Genomic DNA, 18,437 nt, shown 5'->3' with positions numbered 1-18,437 from the left:
ATCACTTCCCGTCCTTGTCCGCGTCCTCGGGCTGCTCGGTGGCCTCGTCCTCTTCGCGGTCCCACTGGGGAGCCGTGTCCTTGGCGACCTGGATGGCGTCGTTGCTCACGCCGGCCGGCACCATCGGCCAGACCATCGCGTCGCGGTGGACCACGAAGTCGACGATGACCGGGACGTCGTTGATCTCCATGGCCTTCTTGATCGTCGCGTCGATGTCCTCCGGCCGCTCACAGCGCAGGCCCACGCACCCGTACGCCTCCGCGAGCTTGACGAAGTCGGGGATGCGGTTGCCGACCGACGTGTGCAGGTCGGTGTTGGAGTAGCGCTTGTCATAGAAGAGCGACTGCCACTGGCGCACCATGCCGAGGCTGCTGTTGTTGATGATCGCGACCTTGATCGGGATGTTGTTGATGACGCAGGTCGCGAGCTCCTGGTTGGTCATCTGGAAACAGCCGTCGCCGTCGATCGCCCAGACCACGCGGTCCGGCTCGGCGACCTTGGCACCCATGGCGGCCGGCACGGCATACCCCATCGTGCCGAGGCCACCGGAGTTCAGCCAGGCGTTGGGGCGCTCGTACTGGACGAACTGGGCGGCCCACATCTGGTGCTGGCCGACGCCTGCGACGTAGATCGACTCGGGACCGCTGATGGCTCCGATCCGCTCGATGACCTGCTGCGGCGACACGGCGTTCTCCTCGCCCTCGGGCGTGGTGTAGCCGAGGGGGAAGGTCGCCTTCCAGCCGGCGGTCTGGTCTCGCCAGGCGGAGTAGTCGCCCTTGGTCCCGGCCGCGTGGTCGGCGGCGACGGCCTTGACCAGCTCGCCGATCACCTCGAGCACGTCACCGACGATCGGGACGTCAGCAGTGCGGTTCTTGGAGATCTCGGCCGGGTCGATGTCGGCGTGGATGACCTTGGCCTCGGGGGCGAACGTCGACAGCTGGCCGGTCACCCGGTCGTCGAACCGTGCACCGAGGGTGATGAGCAGGTCGGACTTCTGCAGGGCGGTGACCGCCGCGACCGACCCGTGCATGCCCGGCATGCCCAGGTGGAGCGGGTGGCTGTCCGGCACCGCACCGCGCGCCATCAGGGTGGTCACGACGGGGATCTGGGTCAGCTCGACGAACTCCCGCAGGGCGTCCGAGGCGCGACCGCGGACGACGCCACCACCGACGTAGAAGACCGGGCGCTTGGCCGCCGCGATGAGGCGGGCGGCCTCCCGGATCTGCTTGTTGTGCGGACGCGCGACGGGCCGGTAGCCGGGCAGGTCGTACTTCGGCGGCCAGGCGAAGGTCGTCTTGGCCTGCAGTGCGTCCTTGGAGATGTCGACGAGCACCGGGCCGGGACGTCCGGTGGAGGCGATGTGGAACGCCTCGGCGATGACGCGCGGGATCTGGTCGGCATCGGTCACGAGGTAGTTGTGCTTGGTGATCGGCATCGTGATGCCGCGGATGTCGGCCTCCTGGAAGGCATCCGTGCCGATGGCGGCCGACGCGACCTGGCCGGTGATGGCGACGATCGGCACCGAGTCCATGTAGGCGTCGGCGATCGCGGTGACCAGGTTGGTCGCGCCCGGCCCGGAGGTCGCCATGCAGACCCCGACCTTGCCGGTGGCGCTGGCGTAGCCCTCGGCCGCGTGCCCCGCACCCTGCTCGTGGCGGACCAGGATGTGGCGGACCTTGACCGAGTCGAGCAGGGGGTCGTAGGCGGGGAGGATCGCCCCACCGGGGATGCCGAAGACGGTGTCGACCTCCATCGCCTCGAGCGAGAGCACCAGGCTCTGGGCGCCGGTCACCGTAGCGGGCACCTTCGCCTTCGCCTGCTCGGCCAGCCGGGACGGGCTGGGGGCTGGACTGCCGGCCGGACTGAAGGCCGGGCTCGAGGTGGGGCTCGGTGCCGGTTTCGCGTCGCTCACGTCACTACCGCTTTCGGTTCTCGCTCGAACTGCTCAGGCTGGATGTGCTCATGAAAAAGCCCTCCAGTCCTCAGGTGAGGACGACGGAGGGCAGCGCGCTGGCTCGAGGAGCCTGCGCGCTAATGAAGTACGAGAATTCGTGCCACACGAGAACTCTCCCGCCGTCCACTGGTGGTGTCAACGTACGAGACAACCGGTCCCACGATCCGGACCAATCGTCTCAGTCACAACCCCGGTTCGAGGTATTCGGCGACCGGATTCCGGTCGCCGAATACCTCGACCCGCGCGCGAAGGGCGACCTTCAGCCGCAGACGGCTCCGCCGCTCGCGCTGCCGACCAGCTTGCGGTACTTGGCCAGGACGCCGCGCGGGTACTTCGACGCCGGCGGCTCGAAGCCCTCCGCCCGTCGGGCCAGCTCGGCCTCGTCGACGTGGACGTCGAGCAGGCCGTTCGCGACGTCGAGCGTGATCCGGTCGCCGTCCTGCACGAACGCGATCGGCCCACCGTCGACGGCCTCGGGGGCGACGTGCCCGACACACAGGCCGGTCGTCCCCCCGGAGAACCGTCCGTCGGTCAGGAGCAGCACCTCCTTGCCGAGGCCCGCTCCCTTGATGGCACCGGTGACGGCCAGCATCTCGCGCATGCCCGGACCACCCTTGGGGCCCTCGTAGCGGATGACGACGACGTCGCCGGCCTTGAGCGAGCCGTCCTCGACGGCGTCCATCGCGGCGCGCTCGCCGTCGAACACCCGGGCCGTGCCCTCGAAGACGTCGGAGTCGAAGCCGGCCGACTTCACGACAGCTCCCTCCGGGGCCAGCGTGCCCTTGAGGATGGTGATGCCACCCGTCTTGTGGATCGGCTGGGTCATCGCGCGGACGACCTTGCCGTCGACGTCGGGCGGGGCGATGTCGGCGAGGTTCTCGGCCATGGTCCGACCGGTGACGGTCAGGCAGTCGCCGTGCAGCAACCCGGCATCGAGCAGCGCCCGCATGACGACCGGCACTCCCCCGACGCGGTCGATGTCGGTCATGACGTACTGACCGAACGGCTTCACGTCGGCCAGGTGCGGGACCTTGGCTCCGACGCGGACGAAGTCGTCGAGGGTCAGGTCGACCTCCGCCTCGTTGGCGATGGCGAGCAGGTGCAGGACGGCGTTGGTGGAGCCACCGAAGGCCATCACGACGGCGATGGCGTTCTCGAACGCCTCCTTCGTCATGATGTCGCGCGCGGTGATGCCGCGACGCAGCAGCTCGACGACGGCCTCACCGGACTTGCGCGCGAACCCGTCACGTCGACGGTCGGTCGCGGGCGGGGCAGCCGAGCCGGGCAGCGACATCCCCATCGCCTCGGCCACGGAGGCCATGGTGTTGGCGGTGTACATCCCGCCGCACGCGCCCTCCCCCGGACAGATCGCGCGCTCGATCGCGTCGACGTCGGCGCGCGACATCAGCCCGGCGGCGCACGCCCCCACGGCCTCGAACGCGTCGATGATCGTCACCGTCCGCTCCGAGCCGTCGGACAGCTTGGCGATGCCCGGCAGGATCGACCCTGCGTAGAGGAAGACCGAGCTGAGGTCGAGGCGCGCGGCGGCCATCAACATGCCCGGCAGCGACTTGTCGCACCCGGCGAGGAGCACCGAGCCGTCGAGCCGCTCGGCGTTCATCACGGTCTCGACGGAGTCGGCGATGATCTCGCGACTCACCAGCGAGAAGTGCATGCCCTCGTGGCCCATCGAGATGCCGTCACTGACGGAGATCGTGCCGAACTCGAGGGGGTAGCCACCGGCCGAGTGCACGCCGTCCTTGACCGCCTTCGCGAGCCGGTCGAGCGAGAGGTTGCAGGGCGTGATCTCGTTCCACGAGCTGGCCACCCCGATCTGCGGCTTGACCCAGTCGTCGTCGCCCATGCCCACCGCGCGGAGCATCCCGCGGGCCGCGGTCTTCTCGATGCCATCGGTGACGTCGCGGCTGCGCGGCTTGATGTCGACGCCGGAAGGGGTTGCCCCCGAAGTGGGCTCGGTGGTCGTCATGTCCGCAGTCTAGAACTCAGGTCCACAGAGTGGGACGCGGGTCTCACAGGCCGACCAGCGCCCAGACGAGCGCCCGGACCAGGCTGCCCGGGTATGCCGCGTGGTCACCCGCGCGACACGTGGCAGCGTTCGAGCGCCGCAGTGCCGAACTCGAGGCCCGACCACGGTCCCGCGTAGCGCAGCACCGCGATCGCGGATGTCGGGAAGCCATCAGCGAGGCACTCGTGGGCGGCGCTCGAGCCGTCGCCCTCGGACAGCCCGCTGGCCAGCATCGCCATCGTCGGGTTGTGGCCGACCACCATCACGACCTGGACCTCCCCCGGTGCGTCACGCAGCGACCCCAGCACCGTCCCGGCACCCCCGGTGTAGATGCTGTCGGAGAACTCGACCGTCTCGCCGCACGCCCCGCCCTCCTCGGCGGCGGCCCAGGTCTGGCGGGTGCGGGTCGCCGACGAGCACAGCACGAGCTCGGGACCGAGCTCGTGCTCGTGCAGCCAAGCCCCCGCCGCGCGGGCGTCCCGCACGCCGCGACCGGTCAGCTCGCGCTCGTGGTCGGGCTTGCCGAAGACCTGTTCCGCCTTGGCGTGGCGGAAGAGGATGAGCACCTTGTCATCACTGGCGAGGGTCATACCCCGAGCATGGCCCTGATGGCCGCAGACAGCCAGCCCTGCGGGTCCGGCAGCCCAGCCCGGCCGCTAGCCTCGTCCCACACGACGAGGTGACCCGGGGCAGCGCACGAGCGGCCACGGCATACCTCGCTGCGCAGTGAGGAATGACCGATGGAACAGGCGCCCACCCTGATCGACGCCGCGACGTCCAACCCGACCGACCGGGCCTGGCTCGACGAGGCCGTCCGGCGCATCCAGGCCGACGCCAACCGCAGCGCCGACACCCACCTCGTGCACGTGCCCGTCCCCGGCCTGCCCGACGTCGACCTCTACCTCAAGGACGAGTCGACGCACCCGACGGGCAGCCTCAAGCACCGGCTCGCCCGGTCGCTGTTCCTCTACGCGCTCTGCAACGGCGAGCTGCACGAAGGCACCACCGTCATCGAGGCCTCGAGCGGCTCGACCGCCGTGTCCGAGGCGTACTTCGCGCGCATGCTCGGGCTGCCGTTCATCGCTGTCATGGTCAGCACGACGAGCCCAGAGAAGATCGCCCTCATCGAGCGTGAGGGCGGCCAGTGCCACCTCGTCGAGGACGCCTCGGAGGTCTACGACGAGGCGCGCCGGCTGGCCGACGAGCGGGGCGGCCACTACCTCGACCAGTTCACCTATGCCGAGCGCGCGACGGACTGGCGGGGCAACAACAACATCGCGGAGTCGATCTTCGAGCAGATGGCGCGGGAGCGGCACCCCGTGCCGCGGTGGGTCGTCGTCGGGGCCGGGACCGGCGGCACGAGCGCCACGATCGGACGGTTCGTGCGCTACCGGGGACTGGCCAGCGAGGTCTGTGTCGTCGACCCGGAGCGTTCGGCCTTCTTCCCCGGCTTCTGCGGTGACGACGAGGGCGTCACCGCAGCGTGCGGGTCGCGGATCGAGGGCATCGGTCGACCGCGAGTGGAGCCCAGCTTCATCCCGAGCGTCGTCGACCGCATGCTGCTGGTGCCCGACGCCGCGTCGGTCGCGGCGATGCGGTTCCTCACCGAGCGCACCGGCCTGCGCGCCGGCGCCTCGACCGGCACCAACCTCTTCGGGGCACTGCGGCTGGCCTGCGAGATGGCCGAGCGCGGACAGGCGGGGAGCATCGTGTCGCTATTGTGCGACGGGTCGGAGCGGTATGCCGGCACCTACCGCAACGACGACTGGCTCACCGAGCGTGGGTGGGACCTCAGCCCGCACCGTGGCGTGCTGGAGGCGGCGTGGGACCGCGGGACCTGGACCGCCTGAGCGCCTGCCTCCTGACCGCCTGCCTCCTGACCGCTTGCCTCCTGACGGACAGGCCGGTCAGCCGCCGGAGACGGCGTTGATCACGTGGACCGTCGAGGTCGGCGACACGGGCGTCTGGACGCCGTCGGCCCGCTTGGCGTCCTCGCCGTCGATGAACACGTTGACGTGGCGTCGGATCTGGCCGCGCTCGTCGCGGACGCGGGAGGCGAGGATCGGCCACGGCTCGAAGGCGCGGTCGAGCACCTCCGCCAGCGGGGCGGCGGACGCCAGCTCGACGGGGAGCTCGGCTGCCCCCTCGGCCAGGTCGCGCAACAGACCCGGCAGGACGACTCGCGCGGTCATCGGAGCGTGACCGCCCGGACGCAGAGGACGTCGGGGAGCTGCTCGACGATCCGGTCGAAGGACTCGCCGCCGTCGACCGAGGCGTAGACCTCGCCGTTGCGGGTGCCCAGGTAGAGCCCGGGCTCGTCGTGGGTGTCGAGACCAGCCGCGTCGCGCAGGACGTTCGTGTAGGACGGCGACGGCAGGCCCGCGTGCTGGGTGCGCCAGGTCGACCCGGCGTCGTCACTGCGCTGCACCTGCAGCTCGGCCGCAGGCGGGATCCGCTCGCCGTCCGACGCGATCGGCACGAGCCACACCGTGTCGCCCTGGGTCGGGTGGGCCAGTGCGGTCATGCCGAAGTTGGTGGGAAGCCCCGCCTCGATCGAGGTCCAGGTGACCCCGTCGTCGTCCGAGCGGTAGACGCCGCGGTGGTTCTGCGCATAGAGGCGGGTCGGAGTGGCGCCGTCGCGGACCACCTTGTGCACGCACTGACCGAACTCGGGCCACTCGTCGTGGGGCTGGAAGTAGGCGTGGATACCGGTGTTGCCCGGCGTCCAGGACCGTCCGCCGTCGCGGGTGTTGTAGACACCCCCGGTGCTCATCGCGACGAGCATGTGGTCAGGGCTGGCCGGGCTCGGCAGGACGGTGTGGATCGCACCGCCACCGAACCCCTCGCCCCACTCCGGCCGGTGCGGGTGCTCCCACAGCCCCCGGTTGAGCTCGAAGGTCTCGCCACCGTCGCCGCTGCGCCACAGGCCCTGGGGCTCCGTGCCCGCCCAGACCACCTCGGGGTCGTGCGGGTCGGCGACCAGCTGCCAGGTGGCCTTGAGCGCGGTGTCGGTGTCCTCCGGGAAGCGGATCGAGCCCTCGGGATGCTCCACCCAGGTGGCGCCGACGTCGTCGGAGTGCTGGAGCGAGGGCCCCCAGTGCGACGACCGGAAGCCCACCAGCAGCCTCGGGGTGTCTCGCCTCGTGTCGAACAGCAGGGACAGCACCTCACTCATCAGGAAGTGCGGCCCCTCGACCGTCCAGGTGCGTCGGTCCGTGCTGCGGGCCAGCCACAGCCCCTTGCGCGTCCCGATCCCGACGATCGTCTCACCAGCAGTCGTCTCACCAGCAGTGCTCTCACCAGCAGTGGTCTCAGCCGTCTGTCCCATGGCTCCCAATATGGCACTGACGACTGACAGTGGCACCCGTCACGATGGGTTCATGACCGCCGAGCGCGCCCAGGACGACCCCCACCACCAGGGCTTCGTCGACGACTTCGCGGGCGCCGACCTCGACCCCGCGGTGTGGGTCCCGTCCTACCTCCCCCAGTGGAGCTCGCGTGCCGCCAGCGCTGCGACCTATGCCGTCCGCGACTCGTGCCTGCACCTCACCATCCCGGCCGAGCACGGCCTCTGGTGCCCCGACGACCACGGTCCGCTCCGCGTGTCCGGCGTGCAGTCCGGCGTCTTCTCGGGCCCGGTCGGGAGCACCATCGGCCAGCAGCCGGTGCGGGAGGGCGCCCTGGTCCGTGAGGCCCAGCCGACGATGTGGGGCTGGACGCCACGCTACGGCCGCCTCGAGATGCGGGCCCGGATGGACCTCACGTCGCGGTCGATGGCCGCCTGGTGGCTGGTCGGCCTCGAGGACCAGCCCGACCGGTGTGGTGAGCTCTGTGTCGTGGAGGTCTTCGGCGACGCGAGCACCGCGGAGGGAGCCGCGGTGGGCGCGGGGGTGCACCCCTTCCGCGACCCGCGGCTCGTCGACGACTTCGCTGCTCCACGCGTGCCCATCGACGTCAGCGACTTCCACACCTACAGCGTCGACTGGATGCCCGACGGTGCGCGGTTCGCGGTCGACGGCACGGTCATCCGGACGGTCGACCTCGTCCCCGACTACCCGATGCAGTCGATGGTCGCGGTCTTCGACTTCCCCGACCGCGCCGACCCGAGCGATGCGGCGCAGGCCTCTCACGTGCCCACCCTGGTCGTCGACCGCATCGGAGCCGTGCAGGACCAGACCCGCTCACGCTGACGTCAGTCGCGCGCCACGAGGTTGCGCAGTGGTCGCCCTGCCGCAAAGGCGCCGAGCTGCTCCTGGAGCAGGCGGGCGGCCCGCGGCATGAACGCCGTCGACGCACCTCCCACGTGGGGCGTGATGAGCACCCCCGGCAGCCCCCACAACGGGTGGTCGGCCGGCAGCGGCTCGGGGTCGGTCACATCGAGGGCTGCCCGGATCCGGCCGGCCGCGGCATGCCGCACGAGCGCGTCGGTGTCCACGACCCCACCGCGCGCGACGTTGACGAGCAACGAGCCGTCGGGCATCGCCGCGAGGAACTCGTCGTCGACCAGCCCGGCCGTCTGCTCGCTCAGGGGCACGATGATGATGACGACGTCGTGGTGCGGCAGCAGCGCCGGGAGCTCGTCGACCCCGTGCACCGATCGCACCAGCTCGTCGCCCGCCCTGGCCCGGCTGGCGACCGCGGTCACCTGCACCTCGAACGGCGTGAGCCGGGCCGCGACCGCGCGCCCGATCGAGCCGTACCCCAGCACGAGCACCCGCTTGTCAGCCAAGGACTCGTGGAACACCGACGGAAGCCAGGTCCGATCACGTTGCGCCGCAACGAAGTCCGGAAAGTCCCGCAGGCTCGCCAGAGTCAGAGCGACCGCGAGCTCGGCGGTCGAAGCGTCGTGGACGCCGGTGGCGTTGGCCAGGCGCACGCCGTCGGGCAGCACGGCGAGGACGTTGTCGTAGCCGGCGGTGAGCAGCTGCACCAGCTCGAGGTGCGGCAGTCGGGTCAGGGCCGCGAGCCGTTCGCCGCCGCCGATGTAGGGCGGCACCACGATCCGGATCTCGTCGGCACGGTCGGGCACCCCGTCGAGGTCCCAGACCGCCAGCTCGATGCCGGAGACGGGGCCCACGGCCGCGACCCACTCCTGTCCGGGCAGGGTCACGAGAGTCATGTCCAGCACGGTAGCGCCGTCGCGATCGGCGTTCGCAGGGAGCCCATCACCCACAATGGGGTATGCCGCGCGCACCAGTCCATCCACGGCCCAAGGGTCCAGGGCGCACCTGCGCAGGGGCCGCGGCCACCTCCGTGCTGGTCGGTGCGCTGCTCGTCAGCGGGTGCTCCGGTGACGGCCCCGGGACGACCGGCACGGTCTCCGCGCCGGTCATCAGCACCTCGACGAGCACCTCGACGAGCACGAGTCCGACGACGACCACGGCCCCGAGGAGCGCTCCCGCCACCGCGACCATCGCGAAGGACCTCGACGTCCCGTGGGGCCTGGCGTTCCTGCCCGACGGCTCGGCCCTGGTGACGTTGCGCGACGAGGGACGGCTCCTCCAGGTCCGTGCGGGCCAGGCCCCGACGGCACTCGGCGCGATCCCCGGGGTCAGTCCGGACGGTGAGGGCGGGTTGCTCGGAGTCGCGGTCTCGCCCGACGTCGCCAGCGACCAGAGCATCTTCGTGTACTTCACCGCGGCAGACGACAACCGGGTGGTGCGACTGACCTTTGCGGACGGGGCGGCGACCCGGTCCACCGTGGTGCTGCGCGGCATACCCAAGGCGGGGAACCACAACGGCGGGCGACTCGCGTTCGGTCCCGACGGCTATCTCTACGTCACGACCGGTGACGCAGGGAAGTCAGACCGGTCGCAGGACAAGCGGGCCCTCGGGGGCAAGATCCTCAGGATCACCCAGGACGGGAAGCCCGCGCCCGGCAACCCGTTCGGTGGCTCGCCGGTCTGGAGCTACGGCCACCGCAACGTGCAGGGCATCGCGTGGGCACCCGACGGGCGGATGTTCGCCAGCGAGTTCGGCCAGAACCGGTGGGACGAGCTCAACCTCATCCAGCCTGGGCGCAACTACGGCTGGCCCGTCGTCGAGGGCAAGGCCGGACGCTCGGGTTTCACCGACCCCCTCGTCCAGTGGGCGACCTCCGACGCCTCGCCGAGCGGGATCGCCGTGGCCGACGGAGCCGTCTGGATGGCGGCACTGAGGGGCGAGTCGCTGTGGCGGATCCCGTTGACCACCAACGGTGTCGGCGCACCCCAGCGGCTGCTCCAGGGCGAGTACGGCCGGCTGCGCGATGCGGTGGCCGCACCCGACGGTCGGCTGTGGGTGCTGACGAGCAACACCTTCCGCGGCACCCCCGCCGCGGACGACGACCGCGTCGTCGCGTTGTCGCTCGACGACTTCTAGGCCTGCCCCGCGGGCGGCTGGGCGGTACGTTGACGCCAGGCGCGGCCACGGCGGCCGACCACCACCCGAAGGGGGCACCCATGTCAGCAGTGGACGAGATCCTGTCGCAGGTCGACCTCGAGCAGCTCGCGCAACAGGTGGGGGCCGACCCCGCGGAGGTCGAGCAGGCTGCCAGGACCGCACTACCGGCCCTGCTCGGTGGACTCGACGCCAACGCCGCCGACCCCGCAGGCGCGGCCTCGCTCGCGGAGGCCCTGGGCCAGCACGACCCGGCGCTGGTCGAGGGCGGCGTCGACCTCAACCAGGTCGACGCGGCCGAGGGCGACAAGATCGCGCAGCACATCTTCGGTGCCAACCGCGACCAGGTGGTGAGCCAGCTCGGGGGCGTCGGCGGGTCAGCAGGCAAGGGGATCATCGCCAAGCTGATCCCGATCCTGGCGCCCATCGTGCTGTCCTGGCTGGCGAAGAAGGTCCTCGGGGGCGCGGCTGACGCCTCCCGGTCGCCCTCCGCGAGCGCCGGCGGCGGCGGGCTCGGCGACATCCTCGGCCAGGTCCTCGGCGGGGCGACCAAGGGCACCCAGTCAGGCGGGGTCGACACCGGGTCGATCATCACCGACGTGCTCGGCGGCCTGCTGGGCGCAGGCCGCCGCTGACTCGCTCAGGCCAGCTTGGCGAGGATCAGCTCGCGGGCCTTGCCGGCATCGGCCTGACCCTTCATCTCCTTCATCACCTGTCCGATGAGCGCACCAGCTGCCTGGACCTTGCCGTCCCGCACCTTCTGGGCGACCTCGGCATTGGCCTCGATGATCTTGTCGACGGCGGCCTCGAGCGCGCCGTCGTCCTGGACCAGCTCCAGGCCGCGGGCGTCCGCCACCTCGGTCGGTGTACCTTCGCCGGCGATCACGCCGTCGAGCACCTGACGGGCCATCGAGTCGTTGAGCCGACCGTCCCGGACCAGACCGTCGAGCTCGGCGATGTGGGCCGGCGTGACGCCGAAGTCCTCGACGCCCTTGCCCTCGACGTTCGCGCGGCGGGCCAGCTCACCGGTCCACCACTTGCGGGCCCCGGCAGGCGTCGCCCCAGCCGCCACGGTCTCCTCGATGAGGGCGACCGCACCGGCGTTCATGACGTCGCGCATCTCGAGATCGCTGTAGCCCCAGTCGTTCTGGAGGCGGCGCCGACGCTCCCCGGGAGGCTCGGGCAGGGTGCCCCGCAGCGTCTCCACGGTCTCGGAGGTCGGGGCCACGGGCACGAGGTCGGGCTCCGGGAAGTAACGGTAGTCCTCGGCGTCGGACTTCTCGCGACCGCTGGTCGTGACGCCGGTGTCCTCATGCCAGTGGCGCGTCTCCTGGGTGATTTTGCCGCCCTTGTCGAGGATCGCCGCGTGACGGGTGATCTCGTAGCGGACCGCCCGCTCGACGCTGCGCAGCGAGTTGACGTTCTTGGTCTCGGTGCGCGTGCCGAGCGGGACGTCGTCCTGCGACTCGCCGCCGGTCGCGCGCGGCCGCAGGGAGACGTTGGCATCGCAGCGGAGCGACCCCTGCTCCATCTTCACGTCCGAGACACCGAGGGCACGGAGCAGCTCGCGCAGGGCGCCGACGTAGGCCTTGGCGACCTCGGGCGCGCGCGCTCCCGCTCCGGTGAGCGGCTTCGTCACGATCTCGATGAGCGGGATCCCCGCCCGGTTGTAGTCGACCAGCGAGTGGTCGGCACCGTGGATCCGACCGGTCGCGCCGCCGATGTGCAGCGACTTGCCGGTGTCTTCCTCCATGTGCGCGCGCTCGATCGCGACCCGGTAGGTCGTGCCGTCCCCGAGCTCGACGTCGAGGTGCCCCTCGAAGGCGATCGGCTCGTCGTACTGGCTGGTCTGGAAGTTCTTCGGCATGTCCGGGTAGAAGTAGTTCTTCCGGGCGAACCGGCACCACTGCGCGATCTCGCAGTTGAGCGCGAGGCCGATCCGGATGGCCGACTCGACGGCCTTCTCGTTGACGACCGGCAGGGCCCCGGGCAGGCCGAGGCACACCGGGCAGACCTGGGTGTTGGGCTCGGCGCCGAACCCGGTCGCGCAGCCGCAGAACATCTTCGTCGCGGTGTTGAGCTCGACGTGCACCTCGAGCCCCATCACGGGGTCGTAGCGCTCGAGGGCCTCGTCGTAGTCGACGATCTCCTCGGCGACCGAACTGGCGCTGCTCATGGTCAGGCTCCCTTCGCGGTCAGCTGGGGGGCCTTGGCCAGCAGTGGCCCACCCCATCGGTCGACGAGCATCTTCTCCAGCGCGGCGCCCACGCCGTAGAGGCGCTCGTCCTTGGTCGCCGGGGCGAGGATCTGGATGCCGGTGGGCAGCCCGTCCTCGTCGGCCAGGCCGCTGGGCAGCGACATGCCGGGCACGCCAGCGAGGTTGGCCGGGATGGTGGCGACGTCCTGGAGGTACATCGACATCGGGTCGTCCAGCTTGTCGCCGAGCTTGAAGGCGGTGGTCGGCGCCGTCGGGCTCACCAGCACGTCGACCTGCTCGAAGGCCGAGGAGAAGTCGTTGGCGATGAGCCGTCGTACCTTCTGGGCCTGCCCGTAGTAGGCGTCGTAGTAGCCGCTCGACAGGGCGTAGGTGCCGAGGATGATGCGGCGCTTGACCTCGTCGCCGAAACCGGCGTCCCGCGTGGCCGCCATGACCTGCTCGGCGCTCGGGTCGTCGACGCCCTCGGGCAGCACCCGCAGGCCATACCGCATGGCGTCGAACTTCGCGAGGTTGGAAGACGCCTCGCTGGGCAGGATCAGGTAGTAGGCGGCGAGCGCGTAGTCGAAGCTCGGGCAGGACACCTCGACGACCTCGGCGCCGGCCTCCTGGAGCAGGGCCACCGACTCGTCGAACCGGGCGCGCACGCCCGCCTGGTAGCCCTCTCCCCCGAGCTCCTTGATGACGCCGACCTTGAGTCCCTTGACGTCGGCCCGCCGGGCGGCCTCGACCACCGCGGGCACCGGGGCGTTGATCGAGGTGGAGTCCATCGGGTCGTAGCCACCGATGACCGAGTGGAGCAGCGCCGCGTCGAGCACCGTCCGCGTGCACGGTCCGGCCTGGTCGAGGCTCGAGGCAAGCGCCACGAGGCCGTAGCGCGAGACGCCACCATAGGTCGGCTTCACGCCGACGGTGCCCGTCACCGAGGCCGGCTGGCGGATCGACCCACCGGTGTCGGTGCCGATGGCCAGCGGTGCCTCGTATGCCGCGACGACGGCGGAGGAGCCGCCTCCCGACCCGCCGGGGATCCGGGTGAGGTCCCAGGGGTTGTGGGTGGGTCCGTAGGCCGAGTGCTCGGTCGAGGAGCCCATCGCGAACTCGTCCATGTTGGTCTTGCCGAGGATCGGCATGCCGGCCGCCTTGAGCCGCGCGACGAGCGTGGCGTCGTAGGGCGGGATCCAGCCCTCGAGGATCTTGGAGCCGCAGGTCGTCGGCAGGCCCTTGGTCGCCATGACGTCCTTGACGGCGATCGGGACGCCCGCGAGGACGTGCAGGTCGTCGCCGGACGCCCGGCGCTCGTCGACGCCTCGGGCCACCTCGAGCGCGCCTTCGCCGTCCACGTGCAGGAACGCGTGCACATCGGCGTCGACTGCCGCGATGCGGTCGAGGTGTGCCTGGACGACTTCGACGGAGCTGAGCTCCTTCGAGGCGATGGCATGGGCCAGCTCAGCGGCGCTGAGGCGGGTGAGGTCGGAGTTCACGAGGGGTCGTCCTTGGTCTGTCGCAGGGTCTGTCGCAGGGTCTGTCGCAGGGGTGGGACGCGCGCGTCGGCGCGGTCGGTCAGTCTTCGTCGAGGATGCGGGGCACCGAGAAGCGCTGCAGCTCCTTCTCGGGGGCAGCGGCCAGGGCGGCCTCGGCGCCGAGGGACGGGCGGACCTCGTCCGGACGCGTGACGTTGGTCAGGGGCAGCGGGTGCGACATCGGCTCGATGTCGTCGGCGGCCACCTCCTGCACCTTGGCGACGGACTCGAGGATGACGCCCAGCTCGCCGACCATGCGGTCGAGCTCGGCATCGGACAGGTCGATGCGGGCGAGGCCGGCGAGGTGCGCGACGTCGTCCCGGGACAGTGCGGACATGGGCGTCAGTCTAGGGGCCCTGCGCACGGCCACCCCTTCCCGGGCGTGCTCGGCGGACCACGGCAGGACGCGACCGGGACGCGACCGGCGGGCGGCCCTGCCGCCCCCTGGTGGCGACCACCACACGACTCACCCCTGTATGCCGAGCGGCCGGGTGCCTACGGTGGTGGCATGACCCGCCTGCCGATCGACCTGTTCACCGCCATCGACCACGTAGGGGTCGCAGTGCGCGACCTCGACGAGGCGATCGCCTTCTACCGCGACACCTACGGCATGACGTTGGCGCACGAGGAGGTCAACGAGGAGCAGGGCGTCCGCGAGGCGATGATGGCGGTGGGCGGCAGCGGCTCGCACATCCAGCTCCTCGCTCCCCTCTCCCCCGAGTCGACGATCGCGAAGTTCCTCGACCGCTCGGGTCCCGGAGTGCAGCAGGTCGCCTACCGGGTCGAGGACGTCGAGGCCGTCAGCCAGGTGCTCCGTGACAGGGGGCTTCGGCTGCTCTACGACGAGCCGCGCCGGGGCACGTCGAACTCCCGGGTCAACTTCATCCACCCCAAGGACGCCGGCGGAATCCTCGTCGAGCTGGTGCAGCCGGCGCACGAGACGCACTGACCGCCAGCGGCGGCCCGTGGCTGGGACCGCGCACGCGGCATACCCGGTCCGCGAGCCCGGCCGGGACCGTCGGCAGGTGAGGTAGGTCACCGCGTGACCGGAGTCTCACCACCCCCCGGATCGCCTTACCCAGCAGTAGTTTCGGCTGCACGTGCCGACGACGCCGAGGAGCCACACCGATGCAGGAAATCCGCGACGCCATCCTCTCCGGGGACCGCACCCCTGAGACGTATGCCGGGCTGTCCATCCCCGAGTCCTACCGCGCTGTGACGGTGCACAAGGACGAGGTCGGGATGTTCGAGGGCCTGGCCAGCAAGGACAAGGACCCACGCAAGTCGCTGCACCTCGACCACGTGCCGGTGCCGGAGCTCGCGCCCGGTGAGGCCCTGGTCGCCGTCATGGCCAGCGCCATCAACTACAACACCGTGTGGACCTCGATCTTCGAGCCGGTGTCGACGTTCGGGTTCCTCGAGCGCTACGGCCGCACGTCGGAGTTCGCCAAGCGGCACGACCTGCCCTACCACGTGGTCGGCTCCGACCTGGCCGGTGTGGTCCTGCGCACCGGGCCCGGGGTGACCAAGTGGGCGCCCGGCCACGAGGTCGTGGCGCACTGCCTGTCCGTCGAGCTCGAGGACGCCGACGGCCACAACGACACGATGCTCGACCCGCAGCAGCGCATCTGGGGCTTCGAGACGAACTTCGGCGGCCTCGCCGAGCTCGCCATCGTGAAGTCCAACCAGCTGATGCCCAAGCCCGCCCACCTGTCCTGGGAGGAGGCGGCCTCCCCCGGGCTCGTGAACTCCACGGCCTACCGCCAGCTGGTCTCCAAGAACGGCGCGGCCATGAAGCTCGGCGACCGCGTCCTCATCTGGGGCGCCTCCGGCGGCCTCGGGTCCTACGCCACGCAGATGGCCCTGGCCGGTGGCGCGACCCCCATCTGCGTCGTGTCGTCGCCCGAGAAGGCCCAGATCTGCCGCGAGATGGGTGCCGAGCTCATCATCGACCGCAATGCCGAGGGCTACCGGTTCTGGAACGACGACAACACCCAGCAGGACCCGCGTGAGTGGCAGCGGCTGGGCAAGAGGATCCGCGAGCTGACCGGCGGGCACGACGTCGACATCGTCTTCGAGCACCCGGGGCGCGAGACCTTCGGTGCGAGCGTCTACGTCGCACGCAAGGGCGGCACGATCGTCACCTGCGCGTCGACCTCGGGCTACATGCACGAGTACGACAACCGCTACCTGTGGATGAACCTCAAGCGGATCATCTCGAGCCACTTCGCCAACTACCGCGAGGCGTGGGAGGCCAACGAGCTGATCAACCGCGGCCTCATCCAGCCGACGCTCTCGAAGACCTACGCGATGGACGAGGTGGGGCAGGCGGCCCTCGACGTCCACCGCAATGCCCACCAGGGCAAGGTCGGCGTCCTCACCCTGTCGCCCGAGGCGGGACTCGGCGTCACCGACACCGAGAAGCGCGCGGCCCTGCTGCCCCAGATCAACCGCTTCCGCAACGCCTGACCTGCACCTTTCCGTCCTGCGCACCATGCGGTGCCATAGGGTCGTCGCATGTCAGTGCTCGACCGGTGGAGAGAGTTCCGGCGCGCCCAACGGGACGCGTTGCGGGCCAGCAACCATCCCCACGACCGCCCCGAGCAGACCAGTGAGCTCGGCGAGCTGCTCCCCGACATCCTGCCGAGCCGGCGTTCCTCCCGCGACGACGGTGGGTCCGACGAGGGCACCGACGGCCGCACGGAAGGTGCTGGGGTCGCTGGGGTCGCCGAGGGCCACCGGCCCGACGACGGCCCCGGCCAGACCACCCAGGACGAGTCCTCCGCCGACGGCCGTCCCTACGGCCGGGCCGGGCGACCGCTCAACCGCCAGTCGCCGTTCTACATGGGCTTCGTCGGCGCCATCGGGGTCCTCACTGCCCTGCTGCTCTGGCACACCCTCGGCCGGCTGACGACCGTCCTGACCCTGGTGGTCGTGGCGTTCTTCCTGGCCCTCACCCTCAACCCGCTCGTCGAGTTCCTCACCCGCCACGGGCTGAAGCGCGGGGGCGCGGTCGCCCTCGTCTTCGCCGGCGTGGTGGCGGTGTTCACCCTGCTCGGGCTCGTCGTCGTGCCGCCGGTGATCTCCCAGGGCACCGACCTGGCCCAGAAGGCGCCCGACTACCTCGACCAGATCCTCCGGAGCCGCTTCGTCAAGGACCTCGACCGGCACTACGACGTGGTCGACAAGATCCAGACGGAGTTCAACAAGAGGATCACCGACGGCAACTTCCTCAGCCAGGTCTTCGGCGGTGTGCTCGGCGTGGGGGTGGCCGTCATCGGCGGCATCTTCCAGGCCTTCACGGTGCTGGTCCTCACGCTGTTCCTGCTCGCGTCGTTCCCCCGGGTCAAGCAGGGGGCCTACGCCATCGTCCCCGCCTCGCGTCGTCCCCGCGTGATCTCGCTCTCCGAGGAGATCATGCGACGGACGGGCTCCTACGCCATCGGCCAGGTCGCCGTCGCGACGATCAACGCGATCTGCTCGTGGATCATGATGATGATCGTCGGCATCCCGTATGCCGCCGTGTTGGCTGTCGCGGTCGGCTTCCTGGGCCTGATCCCCATGGTGGGTGCGACCGCCGGTGCGGCCGTCGTGTGCCTCGTGGCGATCTTCGACGAGCCCAAGAAGGCGGTCATCGCCCTCATCTACTACGTGGTCTACCAGCAGCTCGAGAACTACGTCGTGGCGCCCAGGATCATGCAGCGCACCGTCTCGGTGCCCGGCGCGGTCACGGTCGTGGCCGCCCTCGCGGGCGGCACCCTGCTCGGCGTGCTGGGCGCCCTGCTGGCCATCCCCGTCGCCGCCGGCCTGCTGCTCCTCTACGAAGAGGTCCTGCTTCCCCGCCAGCGTCGCCACTGACCGGCTGTCGCTCGAGTCGTGGGGGTGAGCACTCGCCATGCCGCGGTCTGCGGGATGCCGAGGGCGCGGTATGCCGCGCGGCTGGCATCCCTGGCGCGTCAGGGACAGAGGGTCAGCGGGTGGCGCCACGGGTGTGGCGGCGGTCGCGCGCCTCCCAGCAGGGGGTGTGCCAGTGCCGTCGGTCGTCGAGCCCACCCATGCCCTCGGCCGGCCACGCGACCACGTGGGGCGTGCCCATCGGGATGTTCTGCTGGCACCCGGGGCACAGGTACGCCCGGCTCGCCCCGCTGCCGGTGACGCGGCGCACGAACCACTCGCCACCGGCATACATCTCCCGACGCGCGGTCCCCCCGACCGCTCGGTCGAGGTTCAGCGGGGCGTCGTCACGGCGACGCCGGTTGGCGCGGGGCATGCGACCGAGTCTTCCAGAGGAGGCTGCATCTCCCGCAGGGCAGTCGGCGCGGACGTCACCCCGGCGACGCCCCG

Annotated in this window: 17 protein-coding genes; 7 read left to right on the top strand and 10 right to left on the bottom strand. The window is 70.8% G+C overall.

From position 1 onward, the window contains the following. Position 1 precedes the first annotated feature (1 nt). The 3 genes from AC1DWJ_RS11660 to AC1DWJ_RS11650 form a co-directional block, all read right to left on the bottom strand. Positions 2 to 1,804 (bottom strand): acetolactate synthase large subunit, encoded by a 1,803-nt coding sequence (locus AC1DWJ_RS11660; RefSeq protein WP_457254160.1) that lies wholly within the window; start codon positions 1,802 to 1,804, stop codon positions 2 to 4. A gap of 409 nt (positions 1,805 to 2,213) precedes the next feature. Beyond that, positions 2,214 to 3,941 (bottom strand): dihydroxy-acid dehydratase, encoded by a 1,728-nt coding sequence (gene ilvD, locus AC1DWJ_RS11655; RefSeq protein ID WP_477620845.1) that lies wholly within the window; start codon positions 3,939 to 3,941, stop codon positions 2,214 to 2,216. 104 nt (positions 3,942 to 4,045) lie between these two features. Next, the gene (locus AC1DWJ_RS11650) at positions 4,046 to 4,570 is read right to left on the bottom strand and encodes a SixA phosphatase family protein (protein ID WP_457253440.1); all 525 of its coding nucleotides are present in this window, start codon (positions 4,568 to 4,570) and stop codon (positions 4,046 to 4,048) included. Positions 4,571 to 4,720: 150 nt separating this feature from the next. On the opposite strand from AC1DWJ_RS11650, the gene AC1DWJ_RS11645 reads away from it, so the two are divergent. Further along, on the top strand, positions 4,721 to 5,830 hold the full coding sequence (locus AC1DWJ_RS11645; RefSeq protein WP_457253442.1) for a PLP-dependent cysteine synthase family protein: 1,110 nt from the start codon (positions 4,721 to 4,723) through the stop codon (positions 5,828 to 5,830). Positions 5,831 to 5,887: 57 nt separating this feature from the next. On the opposite strand, the gene AC1DWJ_RS11640 is transcribed toward AC1DWJ_RS11645, so the two are convergent. Together AC1DWJ_RS11640 and AC1DWJ_RS11635 are read right to left on the bottom strand one after the other, a co-directional pair. Continuing rightward, positions 5,888 to 6,172 carry a MoaD/ThiS family protein gene (locus AC1DWJ_RS11640; protein ID WP_457253444.1) on the bottom strand — a complete coding sequence of 95 codons (285 nt, stop codon included), beginning with the start codon at positions 6,170 to 6,172 and terminating at the stop codon, positions 5,888 to 5,890. Beyond that, positions 6,169 to 7,308, bottom strand: coding sequence for a WD40/YVTN/BNR-like repeat-containing protein (locus AC1DWJ_RS11635; RefSeq protein ID WP_477620844.1), 1,140 nt, complete (start codon positions 7,306 to 7,308; stop codon positions 6,169 to 6,171). The genes AC1DWJ_RS11640 and AC1DWJ_RS11635 overlap by 4 nt, the downstream gene beginning before the upstream one ends. 52 nt (positions 7,309 to 7,360) lie before the next feature. Here AC1DWJ_RS11635 and AC1DWJ_RS11630 point away from each other — a divergent pair, with 52 nt between their 5' ends. Further along, entirely contained in the window at positions 7,361 to 8,170 is an 810-nt protein-coding gene (locus AC1DWJ_RS11630) for a glycoside hydrolase family 16 protein (protein WP_477620843.1), read from the top strand. A gap of 2 nt (positions 8,171 to 8,172) precedes the next feature. On the opposite strand, the gene AC1DWJ_RS11625 is transcribed toward AC1DWJ_RS11630, so the two are convergent. Further along, positions 8,173 to 9,099 carry a 2-hydroxyacid dehydrogenase gene (locus tag AC1DWJ_RS11625; RefSeq protein ID WP_457253450.1) on the bottom strand — a complete coding sequence of 309 codons (927 nt, stop codon included), beginning with the start codon at positions 9,097 to 9,099 and terminating at the stop codon, positions 8,173 to 8,175. A 62-nt stretch (positions 9,100 to 9,161) separates the two neighbouring features. Here AC1DWJ_RS11625 and AC1DWJ_RS11620 point away from each other — a divergent pair, with 62 nt between their 5' ends. Continuing rightward, complete coding sequence (locus AC1DWJ_RS11620) at positions 9,162 to 10,340, top strand: PQQ-dependent sugar dehydrogenase (protein ID WP_477620842.1); 1,179 nt, start codon at positions 9,162 to 9,164, stop codon at positions 10,338 to 10,340. 80 nt (positions 10,341 to 10,420) lie between these two features. Then, positions 10,421 to 10,993 carry a DUF937 domain-containing protein gene (locus AC1DWJ_RS11615; RefSeq protein ID WP_457253454.1) on the top strand — a complete coding sequence of 191 codons (573 nt, stop codon included), beginning with the start codon at positions 10,421 to 10,423 and terminating at the stop codon, positions 10,991 to 10,993. A 5-nt stretch (positions 10,994 to 10,998) separates the two neighbouring features. On the opposite strand, the gene gatB is transcribed toward AC1DWJ_RS11615, so the two are convergent. The 3 genes from gatB to gatC all read right to left on the bottom strand — a co-directional run bounded on the left by gatB (position 10,999) and on the right by gatC (position 14,430). Continuing rightward, positions 10,999 to 12,534, bottom strand: coding sequence for an Asp-tRNA(Asn)/Glu-tRNA(Gln) amidotransferase subunit GatB (gene gatB, locus AC1DWJ_RS11610; protein WP_477620841.1), 1,536 nt, complete (start codon positions 12,532 to 12,534; stop codon positions 10,999 to 11,001). 2 nt (positions 12,535 to 12,536) lie between these two features. After that, positions 12,537 to 14,054 (bottom strand): Asp-tRNA(Asn)/Glu-tRNA(Gln) amidotransferase subunit GatA, encoded by a 1,518-nt coding sequence (gatA, locus tag AC1DWJ_RS11605; RefSeq protein WP_477620840.1) that lies wholly within the window; start codon positions 14,052 to 14,054, stop codon positions 12,537 to 12,539. 79 nt (positions 14,055 to 14,133) lie between these two features. Beyond that, positions 14,134 to 14,430: an Asp-tRNA(Asn)/Glu-tRNA(Gln) amidotransferase subunit GatC gene (gene gatC, locus AC1DWJ_RS11600; protein WP_477620839.1), complete on the bottom strand. Its 297-nt coding sequence runs from the start codon at positions 14,428 to 14,430 to the stop codon at positions 14,134 to 14,136. Positions 14,431 to 14,601: 171 nt separating this feature from the next. Here gatC and mce point away from each other — a divergent pair, with 171 nt between their 5' ends. From mce to AC1DWJ_RS11585, 3 genes are all read left to right on the top strand, one after another. Then, positions 14,602 to 15,042 (top strand): methylmalonyl-CoA epimerase, encoded by a 441-nt coding sequence (gene mce / locus AC1DWJ_RS11595; protein ID WP_056922453.1) that lies wholly within the window; start codon positions 14,602 to 14,604, stop codon positions 15,040 to 15,042. A 179-nt stretch (positions 15,043 to 15,221) separates the two neighbouring features. Further along, a complete protein-coding gene (gene ccrA, locus AC1DWJ_RS11590; protein ID WP_477620838.1) occupies positions 15,222 to 16,562 on the top strand; it encodes a crotonyl-CoA carboxylase/reductase in 1,341 nt (446 codons plus the stop codon). A 48-nt stretch (positions 16,563 to 16,610) separates the two neighbouring features. Then, a complete protein-coding gene (locus AC1DWJ_RS11585) occupies positions 16,611 to 17,951 on the top strand; it encodes an AI-2E family transporter (protein WP_477620837.1) in 1,341 nt (446 codons plus the stop codon). A 112-nt stretch (positions 17,952 to 18,063) separates the two neighbouring features. On the opposite strand, the gene AC1DWJ_RS11580 is transcribed toward AC1DWJ_RS11585, so the two are convergent. Continuing rightward, positions 18,064 to 18,363, bottom strand: a complete 300-nt coding sequence (locus tag AC1DWJ_RS11580) for a hypothetical protein (protein ID WP_477620836.1) — start codon at positions 18,361 to 18,363, stop codon at positions 18,064 to 18,066. Positions 18,364 to 18,437 lie beyond the last annotated feature (74 nt).

Source organism: Pedococcus sp. P2_D7, assembly GCF_056404295.1.
Note: the sequence above shows the minus strand (reverse complement) of the source record. Positions and strands in the feature narration are given on the sequence as shown.

What these genes read in the sequence shown, in the direction of transcription:
- ilvD (WP_477620845.1), bottom strand. Translation starts at nt 3,941, where the DNA reads ATGACGACCACCGAGCCCACTTCGGGGGCAACCCCTTCCGGCGTCGAC.
- AC1DWJ_RS11650 (WP_457253440.1), bottom strand. Translation starts at nt 4,570, where the DNA reads ATGACCCTCGCCAGTGATGACAAGGTGCTCATCCTCTTCCGCCACGCC.
- AC1DWJ_RS11645 (WP_457253442.1), top strand. Translation starts at nt 4,721, where the DNA reads ATGGAACAGGCGCCCACCCTGATCGACGCCGCGACGTCCAACCCGACC.
- AC1DWJ_RS11640 (WP_457253444.1), bottom strand. Translation starts at nt 6,172, where the DNA reads ATGACCGCGCGAGTCGTCCTGCCGGGTCTGTTGCGCGACCTGGCCGAG.
- AC1DWJ_RS11635 (WP_477620844.1), bottom strand. Translation starts at nt 7,308, where the DNA reads ATGGGACAGACGGCTGAGACCACTGCTGGTGAGAGCACTGCTGGTGAG.
- AC1DWJ_RS11630 (WP_477620843.1), top strand. Translation starts at nt 7,361, where the DNA reads ATGACCGCCGAGCGCGCCCAGGACGACCCCCACCACCAGGGCTTCGTC.
- AC1DWJ_RS11625 (WP_457253450.1), bottom strand. Translation starts at nt 9,099, where the DNA reads ATGACTCTCGTGACCCTGCCCGGACAGGAGTGGGTCGCGGCCGTGGGC.
- AC1DWJ_RS11620 (WP_477620842.1), top strand. Translation starts at nt 9,162, where the DNA reads ATGCCGCGCGCACCAGTCCATCCACGGCCCAAGGGTCCAGGGCGCACC.
- AC1DWJ_RS11615 (WP_457253454.1), top strand. Translation starts at nt 10,421, where the DNA reads ATGTCAGCAGTGGACGAGATCCTGTCGCAGGTCGACCTCGAGCAGCTC.
- gatB (WP_477620841.1), bottom strand. Translation starts at nt 12,534, where the DNA reads ATGAGCAGCGCCAGTTCGGTCGCCGAGGAGATCGTCGACTACGACGAG.
- gatC (WP_477620839.1), bottom strand. Translation starts at nt 14,430, where the DNA reads ATGTCCGCACTGTCCCGGGACGACGTCGCGCACCTCGCCGGCCTCGCC.
- mce (WP_056922453.1), top strand. Translation starts at nt 14,602, where the DNA reads ATGACCCGCCTGCCGATCGACCTGTTCACCGCCATCGACCACGTAGGG.
- ccrA (WP_477620838.1), top strand. Translation starts at nt 15,222, where the DNA reads ATGCAGGAAATCCGCGACGCCATCCTCTCCGGGGACCGCACCCCTGAG.
- AC1DWJ_RS11585 (WP_477620837.1), top strand. Translation starts at nt 16,611, where the DNA reads ATGTCAGTGCTCGACCGGTGGAGAGAGTTCCGGCGCGCCCAACGGGAC.
- AC1DWJ_RS11580 (WP_477620836.1), bottom strand. Translation starts at nt 18,363, where the DNA reads ATGCCCCGCGCCAACCGGCGTCGCCGTGACGACGCCCCGCTGAACCTC.